This is a genomic window from Pseudomonas amygdali, assembly GCF_002699855.1.
Classification (GTDB): Bacteria; Pseudomonadota; Gammaproteobacteria; order Pseudomonadales; family Pseudomonadaceae; genus Aquipseudomonas; species Aquipseudomonas amygdali.
In genome coordinates this window covers 1-21,498 of the sequence record NZ_LKBW01000323.1, presented here as the reverse complement: position 1 = coordinate 21,498, position 21,498 = coordinate 1, and the positions used below count along the sequence as shown (strand labels likewise).

Here is a 21,498-nt window from a genome sequence, read left to right as displayed (position 1 = left end):
CCGAGTCTGCCCAGGTGGCATGACTCAAACAAAAGGGTCTCCGAGAAACCCGGGGCGGTTCAGGCGGCAAGGTCATCGCCGTGTTGTTGCTCTGTGGTGGCCTGGCCGGCCTCGATCAAATGATCGGTGCTGCCGCCCGCCAGTTTGGTTGGCAGGGCGCGACCTTCGATGCCATCAGCTACGTGGACGTGGGCACCTTTGGTGTCGCAGCCGATGCGGCCAATGCCGTGTTAAGTCTGGTGCGCATGCTGGGCGTCTGGTTCGCGCTGCAAGGCATGTTGTCCTGGAAACGCTCGTTCAAGGACGGGCATACGGGCCTATCGGCCAGTCAGGACGTTTCAAGCGGTACCCTCAAATTTGTCCTGGGCGTTTTCTGCGTATGCAATCCATACCTGCTTAGCGCCCTGCAAAAAACCCTCGGCCTGCTGTAAGCAGATCGGGATGTCAAAGCGCCTCGGCGCACCTTCGATAGTTACACCCTACTGATTAATCCCTAGGAGTTGGTTATGTCCAAAGACGTAATGCTGTGCGCTGCTGTTCGCCTTTCTGTTTTCAAAGACGGTCTGCGTCAACGCGTATTGAAGTGCCTGACGGCAGCCATGGCTGCCAACCCAGTGCTGGCTTTTGCCGGTGCTGCCGGTGCCGACATTGCCGGGATGGGTGATTCGGCAGCGGTAGGCGCCACGTCGCTTAAGAAATCTGCACTGACCATTGCTCAGTTTGTCGGTGTGATCTTCGTGATCGGTGGGCTGGTCGCGGCCAAGAACAAGAAAGACAACCCGCAGATCAAAATCGGCGCGATCGTCGCGTCCATCCTGTTCGGGGTATGCCTGGTGGTTGTGCCTGAAATCATCAAGCGCTCACAAGCGCAGGTCGGCTTGGCGCCCGTGGATGTGGGCTAAGCCAACCCTCCTGCGGTGACTTCGGTCATCGCAGGGCCTCCCTCCGAAACCCAATTCTGAAGCTTGCAGAAGGCGAAGCTATGGATGTTGATCTATCGCATATCCCCCTGATGCTCGATGTCAGCGGTGATCCTGAAACGCCGGTACCGACGGCTATGCCTGGCGAGCAATGCGCTTGCTGCGGACTGTGGACCCAAAAGCTGTGGCAGGGGGCTCGATCAGGGTTTACCGCCTCCCATGCGGTTTGCACCCTGTGCTACCTGGCCGGGCACTTGGACAGCCCTACGGCGGCTCACGGCGTGCTGGCCTACCTGCCCGGTATGGCCATGACGGATGTGCATCACCTGCAGCGCCGTGCGCTGATTGCCATTCTCGGCGGTACCCGCACGCAGCGTGCCCAAGGAAAAAGGGTTTTGCTCTGGCTGGCTCGACATGGCCGTGAGGTGGAACAAGCCTGGGGCACGACACGTGCCGGCGAATTCGCCATGGCCTTTCAGCGTCTTCCTCCTCACAAGCGCTCGACCCTTCGAAACCGCCTGGAAGGCTGTGCCCTGATCCTGCCGGCGGACATGTTCGAGGATCTGTCGCTATTACTGCCCACCGGCAAAACGGTCGCGGGGGCACTTTCCTCCCGCAGCTGGGACACCTATAAACGGAGTGACTTTTATGCCGAGCTTGATCCGTTGGGTTGAAGACCTGATCACAGAAACCTCCCGGTTTGCCGTATCACGCGATCTGCCCGACTATTGCGACTTGAACACGGTACTGCGTCTGACGGACGACGATCGCACTCGCCACCCAGCCCTCAATGCCCCGTATGTACTGGTCAACGACGATGGCGATTACTGCTCGGTGTATGCCGTTGCCGGCAGTTTTTGTGACACCGACGAAGCGGCACCCCTGGAGGCCCCTTATTCCTGGGCCGGCCGCTTGGAGCGCATGATGCATGCGCTGACAGCCCACTATCGCCGACATGGACACAAAATCAGCCTGGTGTTCGATGATGACCCTGATCGAGGCCGCGAGGACGTCGAACGCCTGCTGGCCCCTCAGTACGCTTCTGTCAAACGGACCGGCATCGAGTTGACGCCGATCCTGGACGAAAACGTTGAAAAGCTGGCCCCTTGGGTCTCTCGCGAACGCTGCTACCTGGTGTGTTACACCGGACGCAAGGCGCTCTCTGCGCATGAACTGATCGACGAGAATCGCCGTATCAAGCAATTGATCGGGCAAAGCCCGGATGCACGGTATGGACAAAATCCGGCCCTAGCTGAAATGGCCGGCCTGAAAATTCGCCACGACGCCTTCATGAGCGCTGTGGAAGCTGCCTTTAAAGATGACGGCCAGGGTGTGCTGCTGGAACTGCTCGATGCCCATGCAGTGGGCCAGGCACTGCGCTCTCAAGTGGACCGGCTCGGTACCAGTGAGCATTGGTACCCGCTGCTCCCTGATGATCCGATCACCCCGCACGGTGTACGTAACGGCGACGATCACACACCGTTTCTGGCCCCGCAGCTGAAATTTCAGCTGATGAACCAGGACATGGAAACCAACGGCAACAAGCTCTGCGTCAATGGGATGTGGCATGGGACCTTGTCTGTAGTCCTGGGGCCGCAGACGCCGCAGACCTTTGCCAAGCTCAAAGCGCTGGTCCCTCGCGGCGTGCCTTGGCGCGTACGCATGGACCTGATGCCTGGAGGCATGAAGTCGCTGGGCATGAAAAAAGGCACGTTGGACTTCATGGCGTTTGTGCCGCCGCTTCGCCCCATCTGGAACTCCATCGAAACGTTGACGAAAGTCGAGCAGCAGGAGCCGGTGTGTGTCATGACGATCATGGCATCGACCTGGGGAGACAGCCAGGCCGCAGTGACGCGCCATCTGACGCTGCTGACCCAGGCCTTTCAGGCCTGGGGGGTGTGCGAGGTGACGCAAACCTTCGGCAACCCTGTACGCGCATGGGCCTCGACGCTGGTGGCTTCCAGCAAAGGCAGTGGCCCGAACCTGTTGTATCCGCCGCTTTCAGAGGCGCTGAACCTGCTGCCGCTGACCCGACCGGCCTCGGCTTGGGAGGAGGACGGCAATGCCTTGTTCGCTACGCTCGATGGCAAGCTCTATCCGGTCGGTCTGGCCACCCCCAAGCAGAACAAGCTCACCAGTGTGGTCACCGGCTCTTCCGGCCAGGGCAAGTCGGTGCTGCTGAACAAGCTGGGCAATGTCACGGTGTCCAGCGCCCAGCAGCGATTACCGTTCATGGCGGGGGTGGACAAAGGTTTCTCGATGCAAGGTCAAGTCGCCTTGCTGCGCGACAGTCTGCCGCCGGATCGTAAGGACGAGGTCGTGGGCATTGTGCTGCAGAACAGCCCCAAGCATTGCCGGAACCTGTTCGATATCCAGCTGGGCGCGTGGTTTCCGATCGCCCCCGAGCGTAACTGGATCATCAGCATGCTCACGGCCATGTGTATTGATCCCTCTACCGGCAATCCGCCAAACGAACGCGATACCCGGCAAATACTGGACCGCGTCATCAGCATGGCCTATATCGCCAATGCCGAAAAAAGCCCCAGACGCTGGGCGCGCGGGGTCGTCCCCGGAGTTGACACTGCCTTGAATAAAAGCGGGTTGATCGAGCGCTATCCGGCCCAGTGGTGGGATAGCAGTACCTGGTATGAGGTGCGCGATCTGTTGTTTGAAGCAGGCTTTGTTAAGGAAGCGCAGCTGGCCCAGTTCGAAGCGGTGCCGGAACTGGCCGACATGACCACCTTCTTGAACCATGAAGACGTAGAAAGCGCCTATGGTCGGGTGCAACGTGATGGCAGTCAGGAGCTGTTGCTGGAGTACTTGCACCGATGCATGACTGACGCCTGTAGAGAATTCAAGATGCTGGCCGGGCGTACGCAGTTCTTGATCAGTCCACGCACGCGAGTGATCGCGATCGATCTGAACAATGTCATGGGTGATAACACCACCAATGCTGGCCACCTGAAAACCGGAATCATGTTCCTGTTTGCGGGCCAGGTGGCTGGGGGCGATTTTGTGTTACCGCAATACCGGGATGAGCTGTTGGAGGCGGTGCCCACGCTTTACCACCCCATGCATCTCGACCGCCTGGAGCAGCTGGATCAGGAGGTCAAAACCAAGGTCTACGACGAGCTGCACAATGCCAAACAGGTGCCCTTCATCTTTCCCATGCTGGAAACCCAGGACCGTGAGCAACGCAAATTCGGCATACGCACGGTGTTGTCCTCGCAGTACGTGAGCGACTTTCCCGACGCCATTCTGAATTCGGCCAACTCGTTGTACATGATGGAGGTGGACCCCAAGGACGAGAAGCTTCTGACCGACACCATCAAAGTGCCCAAGGTCACTCTGCAGCGCTTTCAGCGTTTGGGCTCAGGTCCAGCAGCGGATGGCAGCGGCGTACCGTTTTTGGGCGTGTTCCGAATCAAGGGTGGCGGCACCCTGGCGCGCATTTTGAAAAACGCCATGGGCCCCCTGGAGCTATGGGCCTTGGGCTCTTCACCGACTGACAGCGCCCTGCGCAGGTTGCTATATGACGCCGTCGGCGGTGCCACGGCTCGCGCCATCCTGGCCAAAGCCTTTCCCCAAGGCACGGCAGAAAAACTCATCGCGCTGCGCCAGAAGCAAGCGGGTGAAGCGGATTCCAATAACGTGATTCGCACGCTGGCCAACGAGTTGATCAAACGGCGCGGCTACAACCTATAGCCAATAAACGGAGAGCACATTCCATGAATAACGAAAATGATTCCCTGCACGACGCTTTGCGTGAAGCGAGCCCGGATCAATTACAGGCTTTGGCGGAGCTGGCCACTTGGATGGCAAAGCACCATCGGTTGCTGGTCGTTGGCCGGAAGCACGGTATTGGGATCGGCGCTACGGATAAGGTCATCCAGTTCATGCGCGAACACCTTGCCCCCGAGCTGGCGGATACGGTCTCGGAGAACCTGGTGCGCGTTGCGAACTGATAGGAAATGTCAGTCCCGGCTACGACATTTGAGGAAGTGATTGTGAAAAAGCGCTATGCATTAACGGCGATAGCCGTGGGGGTACTGCAAACCCAACAGGTCCTGGCGTACGTCCAGCCGGTGGCCGTCACGGGCAGTGTTCCTATTGAAACGCAGGTGATGCCGGCCATGGGCGGCCTTCAAGCTACCCTGGCGGAAATCCTGACCACTGAGACACAAATCGGCACGGCCATCGTGCAGGCCAGTGACAAGCAAGTCGCGGTTATTTCTGAGGCCGCACGTGCCCAGCGCGAGGCCGATATTTTTGGCCGTCAGACCGAGCGCCTGGAGCGTGCCCGAGAACAGTACTCGGTCGCTGACAGCATCTGCAGCGAGTCGGCCTCTGGGGTCGCGGCCACGGTGGGGAAGGTGAGCCGTGCGCAAACGGCGGTGCTGGCCAGCGGGGCAGGCGTCGGCAATGCTGTGGTGCAGAAGACCATCGCTTCCGAGCCCGTGGCCTCGCGTCAGGGTGGCTATCGCAGTGCCGCCATGCACGCGCAGTACTGCACACAAAGCGAATCGGCCCAGTACGGCGGTACTGATCTGTGTCCGCAGGTCTCCAGCTTGCCTGGGGGCGACATCGAAATGCGCTCGTTGATCGACGGGGCGGGAGCCGTGGGCAAGGCCCCCGACTTGACGTTCAATCAGGATCAAGTCGATGCGGGCATGGCGTACATGAAGAACTCTGCACGCCATGACGGGGGGCGGGCACCGGGCAAGGGCGATATCCAGTCGGCCATGGGACGTGAGTATCAGGGGCTGATGACCCAGTACAAGGCGATTCAGAGCGCCGCGACTCAACCGCAGCTGGACATTATCGCCGCCAGTCAGGCCAATCCGGCCACACAGGAGGCATTGCAAGAGGCGCTACAGAATCCGTCAGCGGCGGAGTACTTCGCTTCAACGGGCAGCCAGCAAGCACAACGCACCGGGGTGATGAGCGAGCGCGAGTTCGAGGCTTTCGAGGTGGGCAGGCGCTATGCCAATACCGCCTATGAAACCGACCTTCAGGCCCTGAGCGGAGACAACCTGATACGTGAATTGGTGCGCGTGCAGAGCCTGGGCAACTGGCTGCAGTTGGGACTCAAAAACGACCAACGCCAGGCCAACATAATTGCCGGCCAGCAACTGGCCCTGGCGGCAGACGCCAAATACGTTCCGCAGCTTCAGGAACTGGGAGCAAAAATGAGTTCGGGGGTCACCGCACATGAAAACTGAACCTGACACAACAAAGCACGAGGACGAACAATCGCCGCCGGACGACAAGCATTCGGGCACACCGTTACGGCGCGCCGGCCATGTGGGGCTGTCGATCCTCAACCCGTTCTCTGACCTGGCGGTGATCTATCGCCGGGGCATAAAACCGACGGCGCAAAAGCTGAAGCTACTGAAGACGTTGCTGACCCCGGCGTCAGCAACGACTGAGGCAGATGCAGTCGGTGTCAGTTGGAGTGTGGCTGTCGCTCGTTCGGGAAGGACCATCGAACAGCTGCTGACCGTCTACAACCGCATCCGGACGGGATGGTGGTGTTTGCTGATGGTCAGCACCAGCCTGAGTGTTCTGCTGCTGGCCATGCTGCTGTTGGCCAACTTCAGCCTGCCATTGAGCACCTTTCTTCGAGCGACGGTAACGCTCCTGGTCCTCGGGGCAATCGCCAGTTTGGGCTTCGTTAAAACGCTGATCGCGACCTACCGACTGTGGCAACTGCAGAAAAGGCGCGTCAGCGTAGCGGAACGAGGGACCTTCAAAGACTTTCTGGCCGAGACCCGGTGGTGCCGGCTGGTGCTTACTCGCGGCCACCTCAAGTAATACTGACCTCTAAATATGGACAGATGCCATGAACCTCATTAAACGCTTCTGGTGGATGGGTCTTCTGCTGGCCTTCTCCGTACCGGTATTGGCCGATAACGTGGATTACCAGACGATCGCGGCAGCCTCCCAAAAGCCCAATGACCTCTCGCGCCAGGCGATGGTAATGATCATGGGCCAAGTAGCAGTCGATCCATTTGCACCCTCACAGCCAACCTTGATTGGCTCACTGTTCGCCATTATCAATGGCGTGCTGGCCGTGATGGCCCTGTTCTGGTTTCTGACCATCACCCTGAAAACCATCGTGAAGGCTGGGCATCAGGGACAGTTTTTCGCAGGCGGTCGATCTGCGCTGTACCCGATCATGACGTTTGCCGGTTTCATCATGATCTTGCCCACCCAATCAGGTTGGTCACTGGCCCAGCTCGTCATGGTATGGGCCTGCTCCACCATGGGGGTTGGCAGTGCCAATCTGCTGACTGATAAAGCTGTGGACATGATGGACAGCGGCTACTCGATGGTGACGCAACCCACGGCTCCTTCAACCCGAAGCGCGGCACGGGGCATCTTTGAAATGAACTTGTGCAAGTACGCGATCAACCGTGAGCTGGAGTCGCTGTATGCGGATGGTGTGGCCAATACCCCGTTGATTACCACCAAGGGGGGCAACGGCCAATACGACACTGGCAACGGCAGCGCGGTGTGTGGTTCTGCCAAAACACCCAATACGGGCCGCACCGGAACCTGGAACCTGCTGTTTGACAGTGACGTGGACACGAGTGGGGTGATCACGGCGCAGCACCAAGCGCTAGACACCATGCAAAGCACCCTGGATCAAGCGGCACAGGCGTTCGTAGACACCTACCTGAGCAAGCGCGACCAGGATACGGGGAGCTTCCAGGACGCCGAGACGCAGATCCAGAACGCAGCCGCCGCCTATGAAAACACGGTGAACCTGGCCCTCAACAAGATAGATTTCAAGGACACACTGCAAAGCCAGTTGTCGAGCCAGATCAAAAGCAGTGGTTGGGTGGCCCTAGGCAGTTGGTATCACACCTTCGCCACAGCTAATAACAAGACCAACGACGTGGCCAGCTCGACCCCGGTTGTCATGGGGATGAGTAATCTGGGCGAGCACGGCACCGGCGACTTGTATAACCAGGTGTTCGCAGCCTACAAATCGCAGGTGCAGAACAGTACCTACACCGCGCCGCTGGGGACGCAGACGGCCAAGGATGATGGGGCGGCAGCGACGGCGAAAGACCCGAATTCGGTGTTTGTGAGTTTTTTCAAAAATCCTATGCAGACGATCACCAACTTAATAGCAACTTCGACGACAGGGAACAGCTCCAGTTTTTCTAACCAAGTGAACCCACTCATCAAGATGCAGACCATTGGTGATTACACGCTGGGGACTGTTGAAACCTTGATGGCGGGGTATGCCGGAACTTGGGCAGCGGCCTCGTCGGCCAGCAACTCGCCATTGGGCTGGGGGGCCAAGATATTTGCGGTGGATGTAGGAGCGGTGGTGAAAGATGTGCTGGGTGCGCTGGCCCCGATGTTCTATTTCGTCATGTTCGCCCTGCTGGCCATCGGTTTTTCGCTGGCCGTATTTCTGCCTGCTGTACCCTTTCTGTTCTGGATGGTGGGTATATTCAACTGGGTCGTCAGTGTGCTGGTGGGCTGTGCGGCGGGCTCAATGTGGGCTGCCACGCACCTGGGGGCCGAAGAGGACAAGGGGAGTCGCAGTACCTACGGTTATATCTTTCTGATCGACATGATGCTGCGGCCCTCATTGATGGTACTGGGGTTCTTTTTTGCGTCGGTGGCCGTAATCGGTGGGGGAACTATCCTGAATCTGTTATTTGCCTCGGCGCTGGCCAATGCCAACGCGGACTCGATCGTGGGATTGTTCAAGATGATCGGGTGGCTGATGATCTATGCCCGCATTGCGACCTTTGGTGTGACTCGACTCTTCGGCCTGCAGGCGTCCCTGGCGGACTACGTGATCTCTTTTCTAGGAGGTCGAGAAGGGGCCAACCTGATGGGCGGCATGGTCGATAACATGAAAGGCATGTTTGGTGCGGCTGGTGGTGGCGCTCAGCGTGTTCCTGGGGTCAAAATGCAACCGAAGAAACCTGACGGTAACGGGGGGGATGGAATTCAGTAAGGCTCTTTGCGTCCAATATTACGAATGTGCTTCTTGGAGTGTGAACTCATGGCTCAACGTCTTAAAACTGGTAAAGAAACATTGATCTGGCTGATCAAGCTTGCCTACATGCTTTTGGCTTTTCCATTCTTACTATTAATTGGGATAGTCATGTTTTTCAGTGTGACATCTGAACACTCCCGGGGCCGAGTCCCAGGTGATGTCTTGGGTACACTTATTATCTGGGCCGCGATATTGATTCCCGTGGGGATATTCATCTATGGCGTACTGAGTCGCCGCCGTCTGCTCAAGCGAGTCACACGAGCCATAAAATCGCCGCAGTTCTTCAACCCAGACCCTACCCATGAGATTTATCACGAGGGTGACGGCAAGTACCTGGGCATCGATACGAAGAACGGTACCATTCTGTACGTGCACCGCATTCGTAAGGGGCAGTTAGATGTGGTGGCTTTGACCATGGACGACTGGACCAACCGCGAGGTGGAAGGCAAGGGCATATTACGCCTCTATACCAAACACCCGGATCTTCCACGGATCGAAATCGGCACACCCTTGGCGCAGCTTTGGTATGACACCCTAGGGGCTATGGAACACAAGCAGAAGCAGTACAGCACCCCGCAACCGTTCAACCGCTATGTGCATGACCGGCTCGAAGCGCTTGAACGTGATCTGAACGTGCAGATCCCACGCCTGGCGTGAAGCCATAACCCCTCCGCAGCTGTTCCCGACGCGCTTTACCTTTCTCTCACACCGCCCAATTCGGGCGGTGCGACTATTTGTGGGGCATCGCAATGCAAAATCGACAATCCCAAGGTGCATGGGAGGGCGAGCAAGCGCAGATGTTATTGGCGCTTTGTGCAGCCGTCCTGTTGTGCTGGATGTTCTTCGATATCTTCGTGTACTGGACCACCTGGACGCTTTATTGGTTATGGAAAATGGTGGATTTTCCCTTCATCCATGCCTGGGCCGGTGGCAAGATCAACCTGCTGGCCGACGTGGCCAATCACGCCAAGGCCGTGACGCTGGATGAGTGGCTTGAGGTAATGAACGCCACCAGTGGGATTCTGCTGCTGTTCCTTATACCGCTGGTGATTGTGAGCAGTTGGGGGCTGGCGCAGCATCCGGTACTGCCGTTTCGCAGCAAACGTCTGGTGAACATTCACACGTTGCCGGGCCTAGTCAGTCGTTTCGCACCCTCGGTCATCCCGGTGTTGGCCGCGTCCGGTCCCGATGGCCTGATGAACGATACCTCTCCCAGCAATGCCTGGGCGCTAAAGCCCGAGGAGTTTGCTGAACGTTACAACCTGGTGCAGCGCAAAGTGCTGGATCGAGAGGCTGCTCGTGCGGTGTTCGAGGAGCAAGTCGGAGATGTCCATAATGGACTTCTGGACTTGACGCCCTATGAACGGGCCTTGCTGGCCGTATTCGGTCTGCAGGTATTCCTCAATGACCGCAAGGCGGCGACCCGGTTGCTCGATGACCTGAACCGTTCCTGCATGATCAAGGGGTTGTTGCGGCGCAAGACCTTCTCGTTGACGCCGCTGTACGGCTTGGCCGACGCGGGGTTTGATCGCGTTGCAAAAGCACCGGGCGTCAGTGAGTGGCTGCAAAGCCATAGATCGATGCGCACCGCGCTGGTGGCCTTGTATGGCCGCGATCTGCGCTTGGCGCCGGCGCGCTTTCGCTGGCTCAAGGGGGTTAACCGTACTTTGTGGTATGCGCTGCACAGTGCCGACACGGCCAAGGTGTTTGTGGAAGGCGCTGGTGTTCAGGCTCAGGCGCGGGCAGAAGTCCATGCCAGCAAGCTGGGGCTGCCACGTCCTGGGTTGATGGTGACCCAGGCCATCGATGGCTTGCAGGCCGAGTTGGAAAGCATCGGTCTGGTATTTGCGCGACATGTCATCACGCCTAAACGCCGGGAGGCCTCTGACCTTCCTGTCATGACGGCGGTGTATGCCGTGCAGCCTACTGAGTTAACTGAGCCAGCCTGAAGCGCTACGTCTCGCCGCGCCCTTCATATCCCCTTTCTGGCACTGTTCCATTCAATTGAATTCATCTTCTATCAGAGGAAAACCCATGGCCTCGGCATCTTTGCGCGCCCCGTTTTCGGTGGACATCCAAGGCGATCAGCTGGTTGTCTATCAGGCAGATCAGGAAGCAGGCATCGTGACACGCACGATTTGCACCCTGGACCTTCGCCATCAGCACTCGTTTTATCTGAGCAATGACGGTGTGGTCTGCCGCGATGTTCAGGGTTTTGAATTCTCTCTTGAAACCCATGACAGTGACGAAACCCATGAGCTACTGACCGCACTGTCGCGGGCTTTGCTGCGTCATGGACGACGCAAGACCCGGCGGCGTCTGATGGGCTTGTTCGTGCTGTTGGTTGTGCTTTGCCTCGGTGCCCCATGGCTTGGCCGAGCGCTTGAATGGCCTGTTGTAATGCCGGCGGCGCAGGTCATCACGCCCTCAGTCCCGAGCGCCCCCAAGCCGGACCTGGCCAAGCGCAGCGCGCCGGCGCCGATCGCGTCTGAGCCACGCCAGTCCGCTGCAGACGTGGCACCCGACGATGGCTGGACATTGCCCAGGGAGGTTCGGGCCACACTCCCTCAAAAGCTGCACAACGCTGCCGAGCGCAAGCTGTTCACCGTTGACTATTCCAGCGGTCACGCGCGCACGCTGTATGTCTTTTCGGATCCTGGCTGCCCGAACTGCCAGCGTCTGGAGTCGTCCCTCAACACGCTCTCCGACGCCTTCAATGTGGTGGTGTTTCCTGTGCCGGTGGATCCTGGCTGCCCGAACTGCCAGCGTCTGGAGTCGTCCCTCAACACGCTCTCCGACGCCTTCAATGTGGTGGTGTTTCCTGTGCCGGTGATTGGTAAGGAAAAGTCGATCGCCGCCATTACGCCCGTGCTGTGCCTGTCGCCTGAGCAGCGCAAAACCGCGTGGGATCGCCTGTTTGATGCAGCCCCTGAGGGTGTGAACCTTGGGAAACCCCAGTTAAAGCCTGCGTCGGAAGGGGTGGAAGTGAAAGCGGCGCAACCAGCAGGCACGTGCGATGTGGCAGAAAAGGCCTTGGGGATCAACCAGACGGCCTATCAGGCGTATCGCATACCGGGCACACCTTGGGTGATCAGCGACGATGGGCGCTATGTGCCGCAGACGCTGTTGCGTGATCCGATCAGGCTTAAAGCCTTCCTCGATGAGCAACCTGCCCGCCAGGTTCAGGAGGTGTCGAATGCGCCCCAATGACTACGCCGTCGAGCGCACGCGCCTAAATCGGCGGGTTTACCACTCGGCACTGGCTGAGTGGTTGATGGGCCCCGGTAGTCTGACGCTGGGCCTTGCCGGGTCTGTGGTGGGAGGCGTCCTGTACCCGGTCAGCCTGTGGCTCAGTCTGCCGGCCTTGCTGGTTTGGTCACCTGTCATGCTGCTCGAACCCTGGCAGATGCCCATGCGCATGCCTTCAGACATGGACTGCCTCGACCCTTCGACGCAACGCCAGGTGACGGGCAAGTTGCTGGGTTTCTTGCCGGTCACGGCCATGCGCACGGTGATGCTCAAGGCAGCGGGCATCCTGTACATGGGGTACCTGCGCGGTCGGGACGCCGGGCGTGAACTGTGGCTGTCGCTGGATGACATGACCCGCCATATTCTGATGTTCGGTACAACCGGTGCCGGCAAAACCGAAGCACTGCTGGGGTACGTGTTGGGCCAGCTGGGCTATGGAAAGGGCCTGATCTATTCGGACGGCAAGGCCCAAAATGATGTGGCCGCCGCGATCGTGTCCCTGGCCCGGCGCTTTGGCCGTGAAGACGACGTTCGGATGATGAACTTCATCACCGGGGGCCGCTCCAGGGCGCAGGAACTGCTGGAGGACAACAAAAGTAGAGGGCAGACCAATACCGTCAACGCGTTTGGTATTGCTCAGGAAACCTACATCATCAACCTGATGGATTCGATGTTGCCTCCTGCGGGCAACGATGCCGGCTGGCAAGAGAAAGCCCGGGCCATGATTCAGGCGTTGGTGTTCTCCCTGGTGTACAAGTGCCGGCGTGAAGGCACGGTCATGTCCCAGCGCACGATCCAGGCACATTTGCCGTTGCGGGCCATTGCCAAGCTCTACATCCAGTCGGTGGAACAGCAATGGCATGAAGACGCCCAGTTACCCCTGAAAAACTACCTGGGCACATTGTCCGGTTTTGACCTGGCCAAGGTGGATTCGCCGGAGGAATGGGCGACCACCGCGTTGGATCAGCATGGTTTTCTGATCCAGCAATTCACCCGCATGCTGGCCTTGTTCAATGACACCTACGGCCATGTGTTTGCTCGTGACGCCGGCGACATAGACCTCAAGGACGTGGTGCATAACGATCGCATCCTGGTGGTCCTGATTCCTGCGCTGGAAATCTCCTCGACCGAGGCCGCGACCCTTGGGCGTCTGTACGTGTCGCAATTGGCCATGATCCTGAGCCAGGATCTGGGGGAGAAACTGGAGGGCAAACCCGAAGACATCCTGGTGATCCGCAAGTACAAGGACCGCTTTCCGTTCTTGTGGATCTGCGACGAGGTCGGGGCCTACTACACCGAAAAGCTGGGCGAGCTGGCCACGCAGGTACGTTCCCTGGGGTTTTGCCTGCTCCTGGCCAGCCAAGAGGCGCAGCGCCTCAAGTCGGCGGCCGGCGACAAGGTGTGGACGCTGATCGGGAACATGGGGGTCCGAATCACCGGCAAGATCATGGACCCCAAGGACACTCTCGAAATACTGCAGTTGATGGCCGGTACCGAGTACTTGCCAGTGATGAGCGGTATGGTGCGTCAGGCCGGAATAATGGGGGCCAGTTGGGAGGAAGCAGACACACTGAGCCTGAAAGATGAGAAGAAAGTCAGCGTCGAGGAAGTGCAGCAGCTCAAGGAGGGGGAAAACATCACGCTGTTCAACGGACAAGTGATTCGCGGCAGCTCCTTGTACATTCACGACGCTGACAAGCTGTCCAAGGAAGCGATCCGCATTAACCGCTTCATCGAGGTGGCCCCGCCAGCGCTGGACACCTTGTTGGCCGGTGCGCCTGCTCACATTCGGCGCAGCTATCCGCGCGCGGACCGCGTGCAGCAGATCCTGTACCACCTGGCAATGAAGCCTGGTCGTTCAGACCTTGAAAACCTGGTGCTGACAGATCCGACGTTGGTCGTATTGAACGAGCTGGGAGAAGAGTGGCGGCTGATCTGGCGTCGCCGTCCTGGAGCGGCAGTGCGCAGCACCTTGTTATGGCACACAGCGCTGGAGCATGTGCCCAAGCGCGGAAGCGGCTACGTGGCGCAATCGTCCACGGCGCTGGATCTGACCGTCGGCAGCAAGCGGTTGCAGGCCTACCAGGCGCAGCACATCGATCCGGCCAGAGCGCCGAAAGTGAAGGGCAAGGCGACTGCACCTAGAGCCACAACGCCTGTTCCACAAAGCCACGACCAGTCACCGCCCTATTTCGACGATGGATCTTATTCGCCGGCGCCGTTCGACTGGGATTAATAGACCGCAACCCTGTGCCGCGCCGATACCGATGCGCCGGCGCAGGGTTGTGTTCGCATGCGTAAAAAGGAGAAGTAAATGAGTAACTGCAGAGCGCAAAAACTGCACGCGCAGCACGTCCTTGAAACCATAGCCCTCGGCATTGCACAGCCTGTAGCGCTGCCCCGCGAGACAATCGAAGCGGCGCTGCGCGAAGCCATCATTGATGGACGGCTTGAATCGGGTGAGCGCCTAACGCATCAAGCCATCGCCGATGCTTTCCAGGTCAGCCGTATGCCGGTGCGCGAAGCGCTGCGCTCATTGGAGACGCAGGGCTATATCGCCGCGCAATACCACAAAAGCTACCTGGTCACGAACGGCAATGAGCCGCCCCAGTACGGTCACCTGCCAGGCTTGCTGAGGTGCGTTGCAGAACGCCATACAAAGCTGGGCGACCTCGAATCAAAAGTGGCCTTTGAAAATGAAATCCTGCGCGTCCTGGGCCAGCTGCGCCCCACCCCGTGCTGATGAGTGGCCTAGCTCTTTGAAAGCAGCGGATTTTGTAGGGCGAAAAGCGGAGGTCCCATGCTACTATCCGGCACAGTTTTATTTGCAGGAAAGCGACGATGTAGATTCACTAATCGCAGAAACCAAAAAGCCCCGCTTGCCGGCGGGGCTTTTTGGAAAATCTTGAACAGGCCGTTTGATACGCGGATCACCTGTTCAACACACATAACGTGAGCTGATTATGGCGTTCACTGCGGCTTTGTGCAAGTCGTCAAAAGTGAAGCCTTCAGTTCACCGCTGAACGGTGGACTTATGGAAAAGATTCTTCAGCTGCTGTGCGACCTCGATGACCGCACCTTGGCCCCCCAGTTGATCCCTTGCGTCACACCTTTTCACCGCGTTGGCCAACCAGTTGGCCAAGGCGGTGAAGCATGAGCCACGACAACGCTATCAGTCTTGCCCGCGCGACCTCACCCACGGCCAACGCCGATCCGCTGGCCAGCAGCACCCACCTGCCGCCTGCCCGTTTCTTCGAAGACGGCACTGCGCTCAACCGGTTATTGCTGGAAGCGCCGTACATGGCGCGGTGCAGTGACGACAAAACCGCGACCCGCGTTCGTCCTCGTGAATACGCGCTGCGTTACCCCTATATGCAGGTCAATCGCCCCGGCATGGTGTCCTGGCTGGTGTTCGACCTGGACCATGCCAACGCCTTGGCCTGGGACGATGCCGGGTTGCCCGCGCCGAATCTGATGGTGCGTAACCGAAAAAGCGGCCATTCCCAGTTGTTCTATGCTGTCCCGTCCGTGTGCACCACCGAGAACGCACGGGCCAAGCCGATTCAGTACATGAAGGCGATCTATGCCGCGTTTGCCGCTCGCCTCGACGCGGACGTGGACTATCACGGTGGCCCTGTCGCCAAAACACCCGGTCACCCCTGGTGGGAGACGACCGAATTTCACAACCACGTGTACGAACTGGGCGAACTGGCGAGCGCGGTGGAGTTGACCGTCAAACCGTGGGCCACCGGCCCCAAGCTGGACCAGGTCAGCCATTCGCGGCACTGCATCCTGTTCGAGCAGTTGCGTTATTTTGCGTACAGCATCGTCAATCGCGAGCGCGAGCTGGGTTCGTTTGAGTCGTTCATGCGCTCGCTCGATGCGTATGCCTACAACCACAATTGCTTTCTAAAACAGGGGTTTTCGGAAAACCTGCCGCTGTCGTCGATACGCGCCACGGTCAAATCCGTAGGTCGCTGGACGTGGGATCGGTACACCGGTGATCGTCGTTGCCATCGAGGCGCAATGCAGCTCGATAGCAGCTTGTCACTCACCGAGCGGCAGAGCCTGGCGGCCAGGCGCACCCATGAACTGCGGCACAAAGCCACCGAATCGAAGATACGCGCTGCGTGCCGACAGCTTCAAGACCAGGGCAAGGCGCTGGCACGTACTGCCATTGCAACACTTGCCGGCGTTTCTGTGAGAACGGTGGCCAGCTACACGCACATCCTCACTGAAGTTGCTCAACCGGCCACTGTGAGTGTTCTCAGGGCCAGCCGTAAGGCTGTGCCCATGCAACCTAAGCAAGAACGTTCACCCGCTACCCCACCCGTCCAGGCCCCGGGTGGTCAGCCTACTGATGGCCGCGCCTCGGGTGTGCAATATGGTGTACATCAGATACCTGCGGTCCCGCAGGGGCCGCAAGCCGGAGAGCCCTTAAAAACAGAACATGAGGATGGTTCATGATGGGGAGTGCGCGTATGAATTCTGGTTCGTGTCTCTACATTTCGTGGTAGATGGGGGCTGCTATTGGAGAGCGGGACTCTTGCCTGCCCCAAGCTGACCCCTTACTCTGCAATCCAAATGAATTTGATAGGGAAGGAACACCACCATGGCTCTGACGAAAGACCAATTGGTTGCCGGTATTGCAGAAGCTATTGATGCGCCAAAAACCACCGCGGGTAAGGCTCTTGAGCAATTGGGACAGATCGTTGCCTACCAACTGGCTAGCGGTGCAGAAATCACTCTACCGGGCATCGGCAAACTGAAAGTGGCAGAGCGTCCAGCACGTACTGGCCGCAACCCTTCGACTGGTGCCGCCATCGAAATCGCTGCCCAGAACGTCGTCAAGTTCTTCTCGGCTAAAGTGCTGAACGACGCGATCAACAAGGGCGGCGTCTCATAGAAGGGGTTGCACGCCGGAACCGCCGAAAATTCCTTCGTCAGTCGCTCGGGTGTAAACTCACTCAGAGATAAATGGAGAAAATCCTTATGATTGATCGTTCGCCTATCGTTTCGGAGTTTGAAACTGAAGAGCTAGAGGCCAATTACACCGCCTGGCTACGCGCGAAGGTGGAGGCAAGTCTGGCCGACTCGCGCCCTGCTATCCCGCATGATGAAGTCGAGCGAAGGATGGCAGAGCGGTTGGCACGATTGCGCCATCGCCGAGCGTCCTGATGCTACCCATTTTCTGGCTAGAATCAGCGGACAACGATTTGGCGGCAATAATCGAATACATAGGTTTACGTGATATAGCTGCTGCCGAAAGGTTGTGGCAGCGCTTACGTAGCATCGTTCTGCCCCTTTCAGAACATCCTTATCTGTATGCGATAAGTGACCGCGTTCCAGGAATGCGCGAGATCGTGGCCCATCCTAACTATCTGGTGTTTTATCGCGTCACCTCAACGCGCATAGAAGTGGTGAACGTCGTCCACGCACGGCAAGAATATCCCCAAACTGGACTAGCGTAGTGCTCACTCCAGCGTTCCAGGGAAGTGCGGTGGGTCATCAGGTAGGAAATTTTGGTATTCATGCTTCGATGCTACTTAAGTTGGTTGGCTATTCCATTGCTCTTCGGCCCCTTTTTTTCCATGATCACAGGAGAGGACATTGCAGCTTTCTGATGACTTGAAATTGATAGCTTGGCCGACCAGAGTTCGATTCGATGAGGATGACAATACGCCAGAGCGGCTGGCCTTCGAATTGGAGGTCAATGGTGAGCGCATGGTTATGCTCAGTCTGGAGCAGATGTTAGACGCGCTATGGAGTTTAGAGGAAGCGAAACTGGTGGCACCGTTAGGTTCCACCTGGTGGAGCAAAGCCGAGCTTAACAAGCAATGGGGTAAACCCGTTGTGACGGTCTCTAGTGAGTCGAGGCTAGAGCGTTTGGATATGAAATTTGCCGCAGAACATGCCAAGAAGGCCACAAAGGCGACGACGTCACCGTCTTTCTTGGAAATGTCGGAAGACGAAACCGGTGCGCCCTATCTGCTACTGGAGCAAACGTTGCTGCAATGTGTGTACATCGCAGAACAATTGGGTGCCATTCCGCCTTTGGATGACAAATGGCTAGCGCGCGTCATTTCGCCTTCGCTACGTCAGTTGTCACAGCTTCAGAAATCCACGGGCCTTCATTAAATCTGCTCGAGCATCGCGTTGTTCACAGCAACTTGCCGGTTGCCATCGCCCCGATCAGAGGCCTTTCCGCGGCGTTCCATGTCGCTGGCCACCGGCCCCAGATGCATGGTCGCCTCGCGATCTAGGCCCTGCGCCTTGAGACTGCGTGAATCGATTCGGGCATCTGAACCAGCGTTCTCCAAGGCGCGGTTAGCCATCTGCTCCCACAACTGGCGGATGGCGACTACTTGGGGCGAATAGAGAAAACGGAAAAAATCGTACGCTAGCGTGAATTTTGTCAGGTTGAGGTCATAGAAGTTGACGGCGATCCGTCAGAATATACAGAAAACCGTCCTAGTCTGACAGGGGGCTGGTGAGCGGCCTGACGCCGGGTTGAGGTGTACTTCTTTCGGATACAGCCCAAGCGGCACGAGGGCCTGCACGCCCCAGCCGGAAACGACCCCTTCTCAGGCTCACGTTCTGCGTGGCATTGCCGATAGGTCTATATTCAGCTTATGGCCGTCATTGAACTTCTCAATGATGAGTTGCCATTAGTGATGCCATAGAGCTATCTATTCATGTAGATGAGCTGTTTTGGCATCGCAAAACTGACCTGCACCTGCAAAGAAGGGTGTTTCTTGAGCCTGATCAGGCACCTTCAATTAAAACGAGAAAAGACATGAACATTCTTTCGCCTGGTATCAGCCTTACCAACCGCCTGCGCTTCCCTGCCAAATTTGCCGTTTTAGCCGTAATTATCGTTATTCCACTGGTCATTCTCGGTATGAGGGTGTTCAGCAACCTGAATTCAAGAATCGATAGCGTCGAGCAAGAGCGTGTCGGTCGCGAATACCTGCTTACCGTCACGCCTATTCTGCGGCTTTCCATGCTCCAGCGCGCGCACACCAACCGTCTGTTGTCAGGTGATGCGTCTGCTGCTCAAGACCTTGCCAATAACCGCAACCAGCTTGAAACGGCCTTCAATAATCTTTCCGATATGGATGCTCGCAAGGGCCCTGAGCTGGAAACAGAGAATCGCGTGCAGCGCCTTCGCGAAAGTGCGCGCTCACTGATGGAAGGTGTCAAACCGGGCCTGTCGCCGGACGATTTGTTTGCTCAGTGGAACGAGCAACTGGCGCAGACGCTCAACTTTATCTACTACGTATCGGCCACCTCTGGTCTGGTGCTGGACGATGATCCTGCGACGCTGTTTCTGATCGACCTGAGTACCATTCGTATGCCCAGGGAAATCAACGTGGCCGGTCAGGTCCGAGGTATCACTGCGGGCATTAGCACAGGACAGGGCCTGACCGCCTCGATGCGCGGTTCGCTCGACAGCCTGTTGAGGCTCGAGTTGCTGTTCCGTGGCGAGCTTGAGCAGAGCGTTCGTTTGCTCAAACGACGCTCTCCAGAACTGGCCAACCGCATCAATGATCCGATCGCCACGGCCACCACGGCAATGGACAGTTTCCGCAATGAGTTGCAAGCCTATGTCAAAGGCACGGACTACTCGGCACCAAGAGGTCAGGCGCTCGGTGCTCAGGGTAACGTTGCGGTCGCTGCCCTTTATAAGGCACAAGACGAAATCCAGGTTGCACTGCAGGACCAATTGGATTCCCGCTACACCTCGTTGCTCCAGCTACGCCAGATGATGATCGCCATGTGCGTGATTGTGGGTTTGTTGCTGCTCTATGCGTTCAGCAGCATCTATCGCGCCTTGCGCATCGCCATCGACAGCCTGTTGGGTGTCACCCGTCGACTGGCCGACGGTGATCTGAGTGCGCGAGTGCAAGTGGTCAGCAAGGATGAAGTGGCCGATATCGGTAATGGTCTGAACCTGATGGCAGAAGCGTTTTCAAGCTCCATCTCGCACATGGATCGTACATCGTATGAACTGTCTGACGTGGCGGCGCGACTGGGCACTTCCATTGGTCTGGCCAAGCAATCGATGAACGCGCAGCAGGCCGAAACCGAACAGGTGGCCACCGCTATCAACGAGATGACTGCGAGCGTCGCCGATGTGGCGCAGAACACCGAAGGCGCAGCATCGGCTGCTGACGAGGCCAATACCGCTTCGCGTAATGGGCTGCGCATCATGCATCAGGCCCACACAACGATTCAGGCCCTGGCCGATGAAGTGGAAGTCAGTGCCCAGAAGGTTCAGGCGCTAGCCTTGCACAGCCAGTCGATTGGCGGCGTCATTCAGGTGATCAGCACTATTGCCGATCAGACCAATCTGCTGGCGCTCAACGCGGCCATCGAGGCGGCACGTGCCGGCGAGCAGGGTCGTGGTTTTGCGGTCGTGGCTGACGAAGTCCGCACGCTGGCATCGCGTACTCAGGCGTCTACTGAAGAGATCCGCAGCATCATTCAACAGCTGCAAAGCGCGACCGACGCTGCCGTGCAGCAAATGCAGGCAGGGCAGCACAAGGCTCAAGCGTGCATCAGTGCGGCCAGCGAAGCATCCGGCAGCCTGTCGAGCATCAGCGAGGGTGTCGAGCGTATCGTCGAAATGAACACCCAGATCGCCAGCGCTGCCGTACAGCAGCATGCGGTTTCCGAAGACATCAACCGTAACGTCATGGAAATTCGCAACAGCTCCGGGACCTTGATGCTGGGTATCGACAACAACGCAGTGACCGCCGACGAACTGGCACGGGTTGCGAGCGACATGCGCAATGTCGTCGCACGTTTCAAGCTGGTTGTCTGATCAGACCGGCACAAACTGCCGAAATGTCTGTCACGGGGTGTGGGGAGTAACGGAACAGAAAATGCACTTAAGAAGGGGAGCCCGCAGAATTAGGACAAAATCGTACATTAGCTATCGTTTGCGGTCAGTTTTGTAGCAATATAACAATACGTTTTCAACGTCTTACTGTTTTAGGGGGCCGGGGAGCAATGGAACAGCCAACCGACTTAAGGATAGTAGCTATTGGCCTTCTTTCTCCATGAGCCGAACCTAAGCGTCTGTCCGAAAGAGGATCGCTCAACGGACGCTAAGCAATCGATCGGTCAAGGCCCGTAAATACGCTGCATTAGGCGTCTCATTTAGCTAGTCCTAAATTTATTGCGTTGAAGGGACCTCTTTCGGACAGGCAATAAAGGTGCAAATTCTGAGAAAAACGGATCGCCACCACCTTAAGTCGGTTGGCTGTTCCATTGCTCCCCGGACCCCGATAAGGGGGG

19 protein-coding genes and 2 pseudogenes are annotated in these 21,498 nt (G+C 57.8%); 20 read left to right on the top strand and 1 reads right to left on the bottom strand.

Annotation, left to right across the window (positions count from 1 at the left end; translation table 11 throughout):
• Nucleotides 1-50: 50 nt before the first annotated feature.
• The 18 genes and pseudogenes from traQ to AO277_RS26930 form a co-directional block, all read left to right on the top strand.
• Nucleotides 51-431: pseudogene (traQ, locus tag AO277_RS27015) on the top strand (conjugal transfer protein TraQ); the annotation flags it as partial.
• 75 nt (nt 432-506) lie between these two features.
• Nucleotides 507-902 carry a DUF6750 family protein gene (locus tag AO277_RS27010; RefSeq protein WP_007247244.1) on the top strand — a complete coding sequence of 132 codons (396 nt, stop codon included), beginning with the start codon at nt 507-509 and terminating at the stop codon, nt 900-902.
• An 80-nt stretch (nt 903-982) separates the two neighbouring features.
• Nucleotides 983-1,594: a hypothetical protein gene (locus tag AO277_RS27005; RefSeq protein WP_003344377.1), complete on the top strand. Its 612-nt coding sequence runs from the start codon at nt 983-985 to the stop codon at nt 1,592-1,594.
• Nucleotides 1,569-4,625: a putative type IV secretion/conjugal transfer ATPase gene (locus tag AO277_RS27000; protein WP_044319784.1), complete on the top strand. Its 3,057-nt coding sequence runs from the start codon at nt 1,569-1,571 to the stop codon at nt 4,623-4,625. The genes AO277_RS27005 and AO277_RS27000 overlap by 26 nt, the downstream gene beginning before the upstream one ends.
• Nucleotides 4,626-4,648: 23 nt before the next feature.
• Nucleotides 4,649-4,885 (top strand): hypothetical protein, encoded by a 237-nt coding sequence (locus tag AO277_RS26995; protein ID WP_044319785.1) that lies wholly within the window; start codon nt 4,649-4,651, stop codon nt 4,883-4,885.
• A 42-nt stretch (nt 4,886-4,927) separates the two neighbouring features.
• On the top strand, nt 4,928-6,142 hold the full coding sequence (traW, locus tag AO277_RS26990) for a conjugal transfer protein TraW (protein ID WP_044319786.1): 1,215 nt from the start codon (nt 4,928-4,930) through the stop codon (nt 6,140-6,142).
• Complete coding sequence (traX, locus tag AO277_RS26985; protein ID WP_044319787.1) at nt 6,132-6,734, top strand: conjugal transfer protein TraX; 603 nt, start codon at nt 6,132-6,134, stop codon at nt 6,732-6,734. Before traW ends, traX begins: the two co-directional genes overlap by 11 nt.
• 28 nt (nt 6,735-6,762) lie before the next feature.
• Nucleotides 6,763-8,904, top strand: coding sequence for a DotA/TraY family protein (locus AO277_RS26980; RefSeq protein ID WP_044319788.1), 2,142 nt, complete (start codon nt 6,763-6,765; stop codon nt 8,902-8,904).
• 48 nt (nt 8,905-8,952) lie between these two features.
• Nucleotides 8,953-9,603, top strand: a complete 651-nt coding sequence (gene excA, locus AO277_RS26975; RefSeq protein WP_002556019.1) for a plasmid IncI1-type surface exclusion protein ExcA — start codon at nt 8,953-8,955, stop codon at nt 9,601-9,603.
• A gap of 92 nt (nt 9,604-9,695) precedes the next feature.
• Entirely contained in the window at nt 9,696-10,895 is a 1,200-nt protein-coding gene (locus AO277_RS26970; protein WP_044319789.1) for a secretion/conjugation apparatus DotM-related subunit, read from the top strand.
• Nucleotides 10,896-10,980: 85 nt separating this feature from the next.
• Complete coding sequence (locus AO277_RS26965) at nt 10,981-12,156, top strand: thioredoxin domain-containing protein (protein ID WP_099259159.1); 1,176 nt, start codon at nt 10,981-10,983, stop codon at nt 12,154-12,156.
• Nucleotides 12,143-14,431, top strand: coding sequence for an F-type conjugative transfer protein TrbC (gene trbC, locus AO277_RS26960; RefSeq protein ID WP_099259158.1), 2,289 nt, complete (start codon nt 12,143-12,145; stop codon nt 14,429-14,431). Before AO277_RS26965 ends, trbC begins: the two co-directional genes overlap by 14 nt.
• 78 nt (nt 14,432-14,509) lie before the next feature.
• Nucleotides 14,510-14,938, top strand: coding sequence for a GntR family transcriptional regulator (locus AO277_RS26955; RefSeq protein ID WP_024669064.1), 429 nt, complete (start codon nt 14,510-14,512; stop codon nt 14,936-14,938).
• A gap of 410 nt (nt 14,939-15,348) precedes the next feature.
• Entirely contained in the window at nt 15,349-16,662 is a 1,314-nt protein-coding gene (locus tag AO277_RS26950) for a replication initiation protein (protein WP_099259157.1), read from the top strand.
• A gap of 145 nt (nt 16,663-16,807) precedes the next feature.
• Nucleotides 16,808-17,101 (top strand): HU family DNA-binding protein, encoded by a 294-nt coding sequence (locus tag AO277_RS26945; RefSeq protein WP_044320036.1) that lies wholly within the window; start codon nt 16,808-16,810, stop codon nt 17,099-17,101.
• 86 nt (nt 17,102-17,187) lie between these two features.
• Nucleotides 17,188-17,373: a type II toxin-antitoxin system RelB family antitoxin gene (gene relB / locus AO277_RS29355; RefSeq protein ID WP_003348562.1), complete on the top strand. Its 186-nt coding sequence runs from the start codon at nt 17,188-17,190 to the stop codon at nt 17,371-17,373.
• Nucleotides 17,373-17,666: a type II toxin-antitoxin system RelE/ParE family toxin gene (locus AO277_RS26935; protein WP_005730619.1), complete on the top strand. Its 294-nt coding sequence runs from the start codon at nt 17,373-17,375 to the stop codon at nt 17,664-17,666. The genes relB and AO277_RS26935 overlap by 1 nt, the downstream gene beginning before the upstream one ends.
• A 139-nt stretch (nt 17,667-17,805) precedes the next feature.
• On the top strand, nt 17,806-18,333 hold the full coding sequence (locus AO277_RS26930) for a hypothetical protein (RefSeq protein ID WP_044320037.1): 528 nt from the start codon (nt 17,806-17,808) through the stop codon (nt 18,331-18,333).
• Here the strand turns inward: AO277_RS26930 and AO277_RS26925 are convergent.
• Nucleotides 18,330-18,551 carry a MobA/MobL family protein gene (locus tag AO277_RS26925; protein WP_257214251.1) on the bottom strand — a complete coding sequence of 74 codons (222 nt, stop codon included), beginning with the start codon at nt 18,549-18,551 and terminating at the stop codon, nt 18,330-18,332. The genes AO277_RS26930 and AO277_RS26925 overlap by 4 nt on opposite strands.
• A 440-nt stretch (nt 18,552-18,991) precedes the next feature.
• On the opposite strand from AO277_RS26925, the pseudogene AO277_RS29810 reads away from it, so the two are divergent.
• Nucleotides 18,992-20,152: pseudogene (locus tag AO277_RS29810) on the top strand (HAMP domain-containing protein); the annotation flags it as partial.
• Nucleotides 20,153-21,022: a methyl-accepting chemotaxis protein gene (locus AO277_RS29805; RefSeq protein ID WP_371411892.1), complete on the top strand. Its 870-nt coding sequence runs from the start codon at nt 20,153-20,155 to the stop codon at nt 21,020-21,022. It begins immediately after the preceding pseudogene.
• The last annotated feature ends 476 nt before the right edge of the window (nt 21,023-21,498 follow it).

Bases quoted from the DNA above. Each gene is read 5' to 3' on its own strand.
- AO277_RS26995 (WP_044319785.1), top strand. From the start codon at position 4,649: ATGAATAACGAAAATGATTCCCTGCACGACGCTTTGCGTGAAGCGAGC.
- AO277_RS26935 (WP_005730619.1), top strand. From the start codon at position 17,373: ATGCTACCCATTTTCTGGCTAGAATCAGCGGACAACGATTTGGCGGCA.
- excA (WP_002556019.1), top strand. From the start codon at position 8,953: ATGGCTCAACGTCTTAAAACTGGTAAAGAAACATTGATCTGGCTGATC.
- trbC (WP_099259158.1), top strand. From the start codon at position 12,143: ATGCGCCCCAATGACTACGCCGTCGAGCGCACGCGCCTAAATCGGCGG.
- traX (WP_044319787.1), top strand. From the start codon at position 6,132: ATGAAAACTGAACCTGACACAACAAAGCACGAGGACGAACAATCGCCG.
- AO277_RS29805 (WP_371411892.1), top strand. From the start codon at position 20,153: ATGGCAGAAGCGTTTTCAAGCTCCATCTCGCACATGGATCGTACATCG.
- AO277_RS26955 (WP_024669064.1), top strand. From the start codon at position 14,510: ATGAGTAACTGCAGAGCGCAAAAACTGCACGCGCAGCACGTCCTTGAA.
- AO277_RS27000 (WP_044319784.1), top strand. From the start codon at position 1,569: ATGCCGAGCTTGATCCGTTGGGTTGAAGACCTGATCACAGAAACCTCC.
- AO277_RS26945 (WP_044320036.1), top strand. From the start codon at position 16,808: ATGGCTCTGACGAAAGACCAATTGGTTGCCGGTATTGCAGAAGCTATT.
- AO277_RS27010 (WP_007247244.1), top strand. From the start codon at position 507: ATGTCCAAAGACGTAATGCTGTGCGCTGCTGTTCGCCTTTCTGTTTTC.
- relB (WP_003348562.1), top strand. From the start codon at position 17,188: ATGATTGATCGTTCGCCTATCGTTTCGGAGTTTGAAACTGAAGAGCTA.
- AO277_RS27005 (WP_003344377.1), top strand. From the start codon at position 983: ATGGATGTTGATCTATCGCATATCCCCCTGATGCTCGATGTCAGCGGT.
- AO277_RS26965 (WP_099259159.1), top strand. From the start codon at position 10,981: ATGGCCTCGGCATCTTTGCGCGCCCCGTTTTCGGTGGACATCCAAGGC.
- AO277_RS26980 (WP_044319788.1), top strand. From the start codon at position 6,763: ATGAACCTCATTAAACGCTTCTGGTGGATGGGTCTTCTGCTGGCCTTC.
- AO277_RS26970 (WP_044319789.1), top strand. From the start codon at position 9,696: ATGCAAAATCGACAATCCCAAGGTGCATGGGAGGGCGAGCAAGCGCAG.
- AO277_RS26950 (WP_099259157.1), top strand. From the start codon at position 15,349: ATGAGCCACGACAACGCTATCAGTCTTGCCCGCGCGACCTCACCCACG.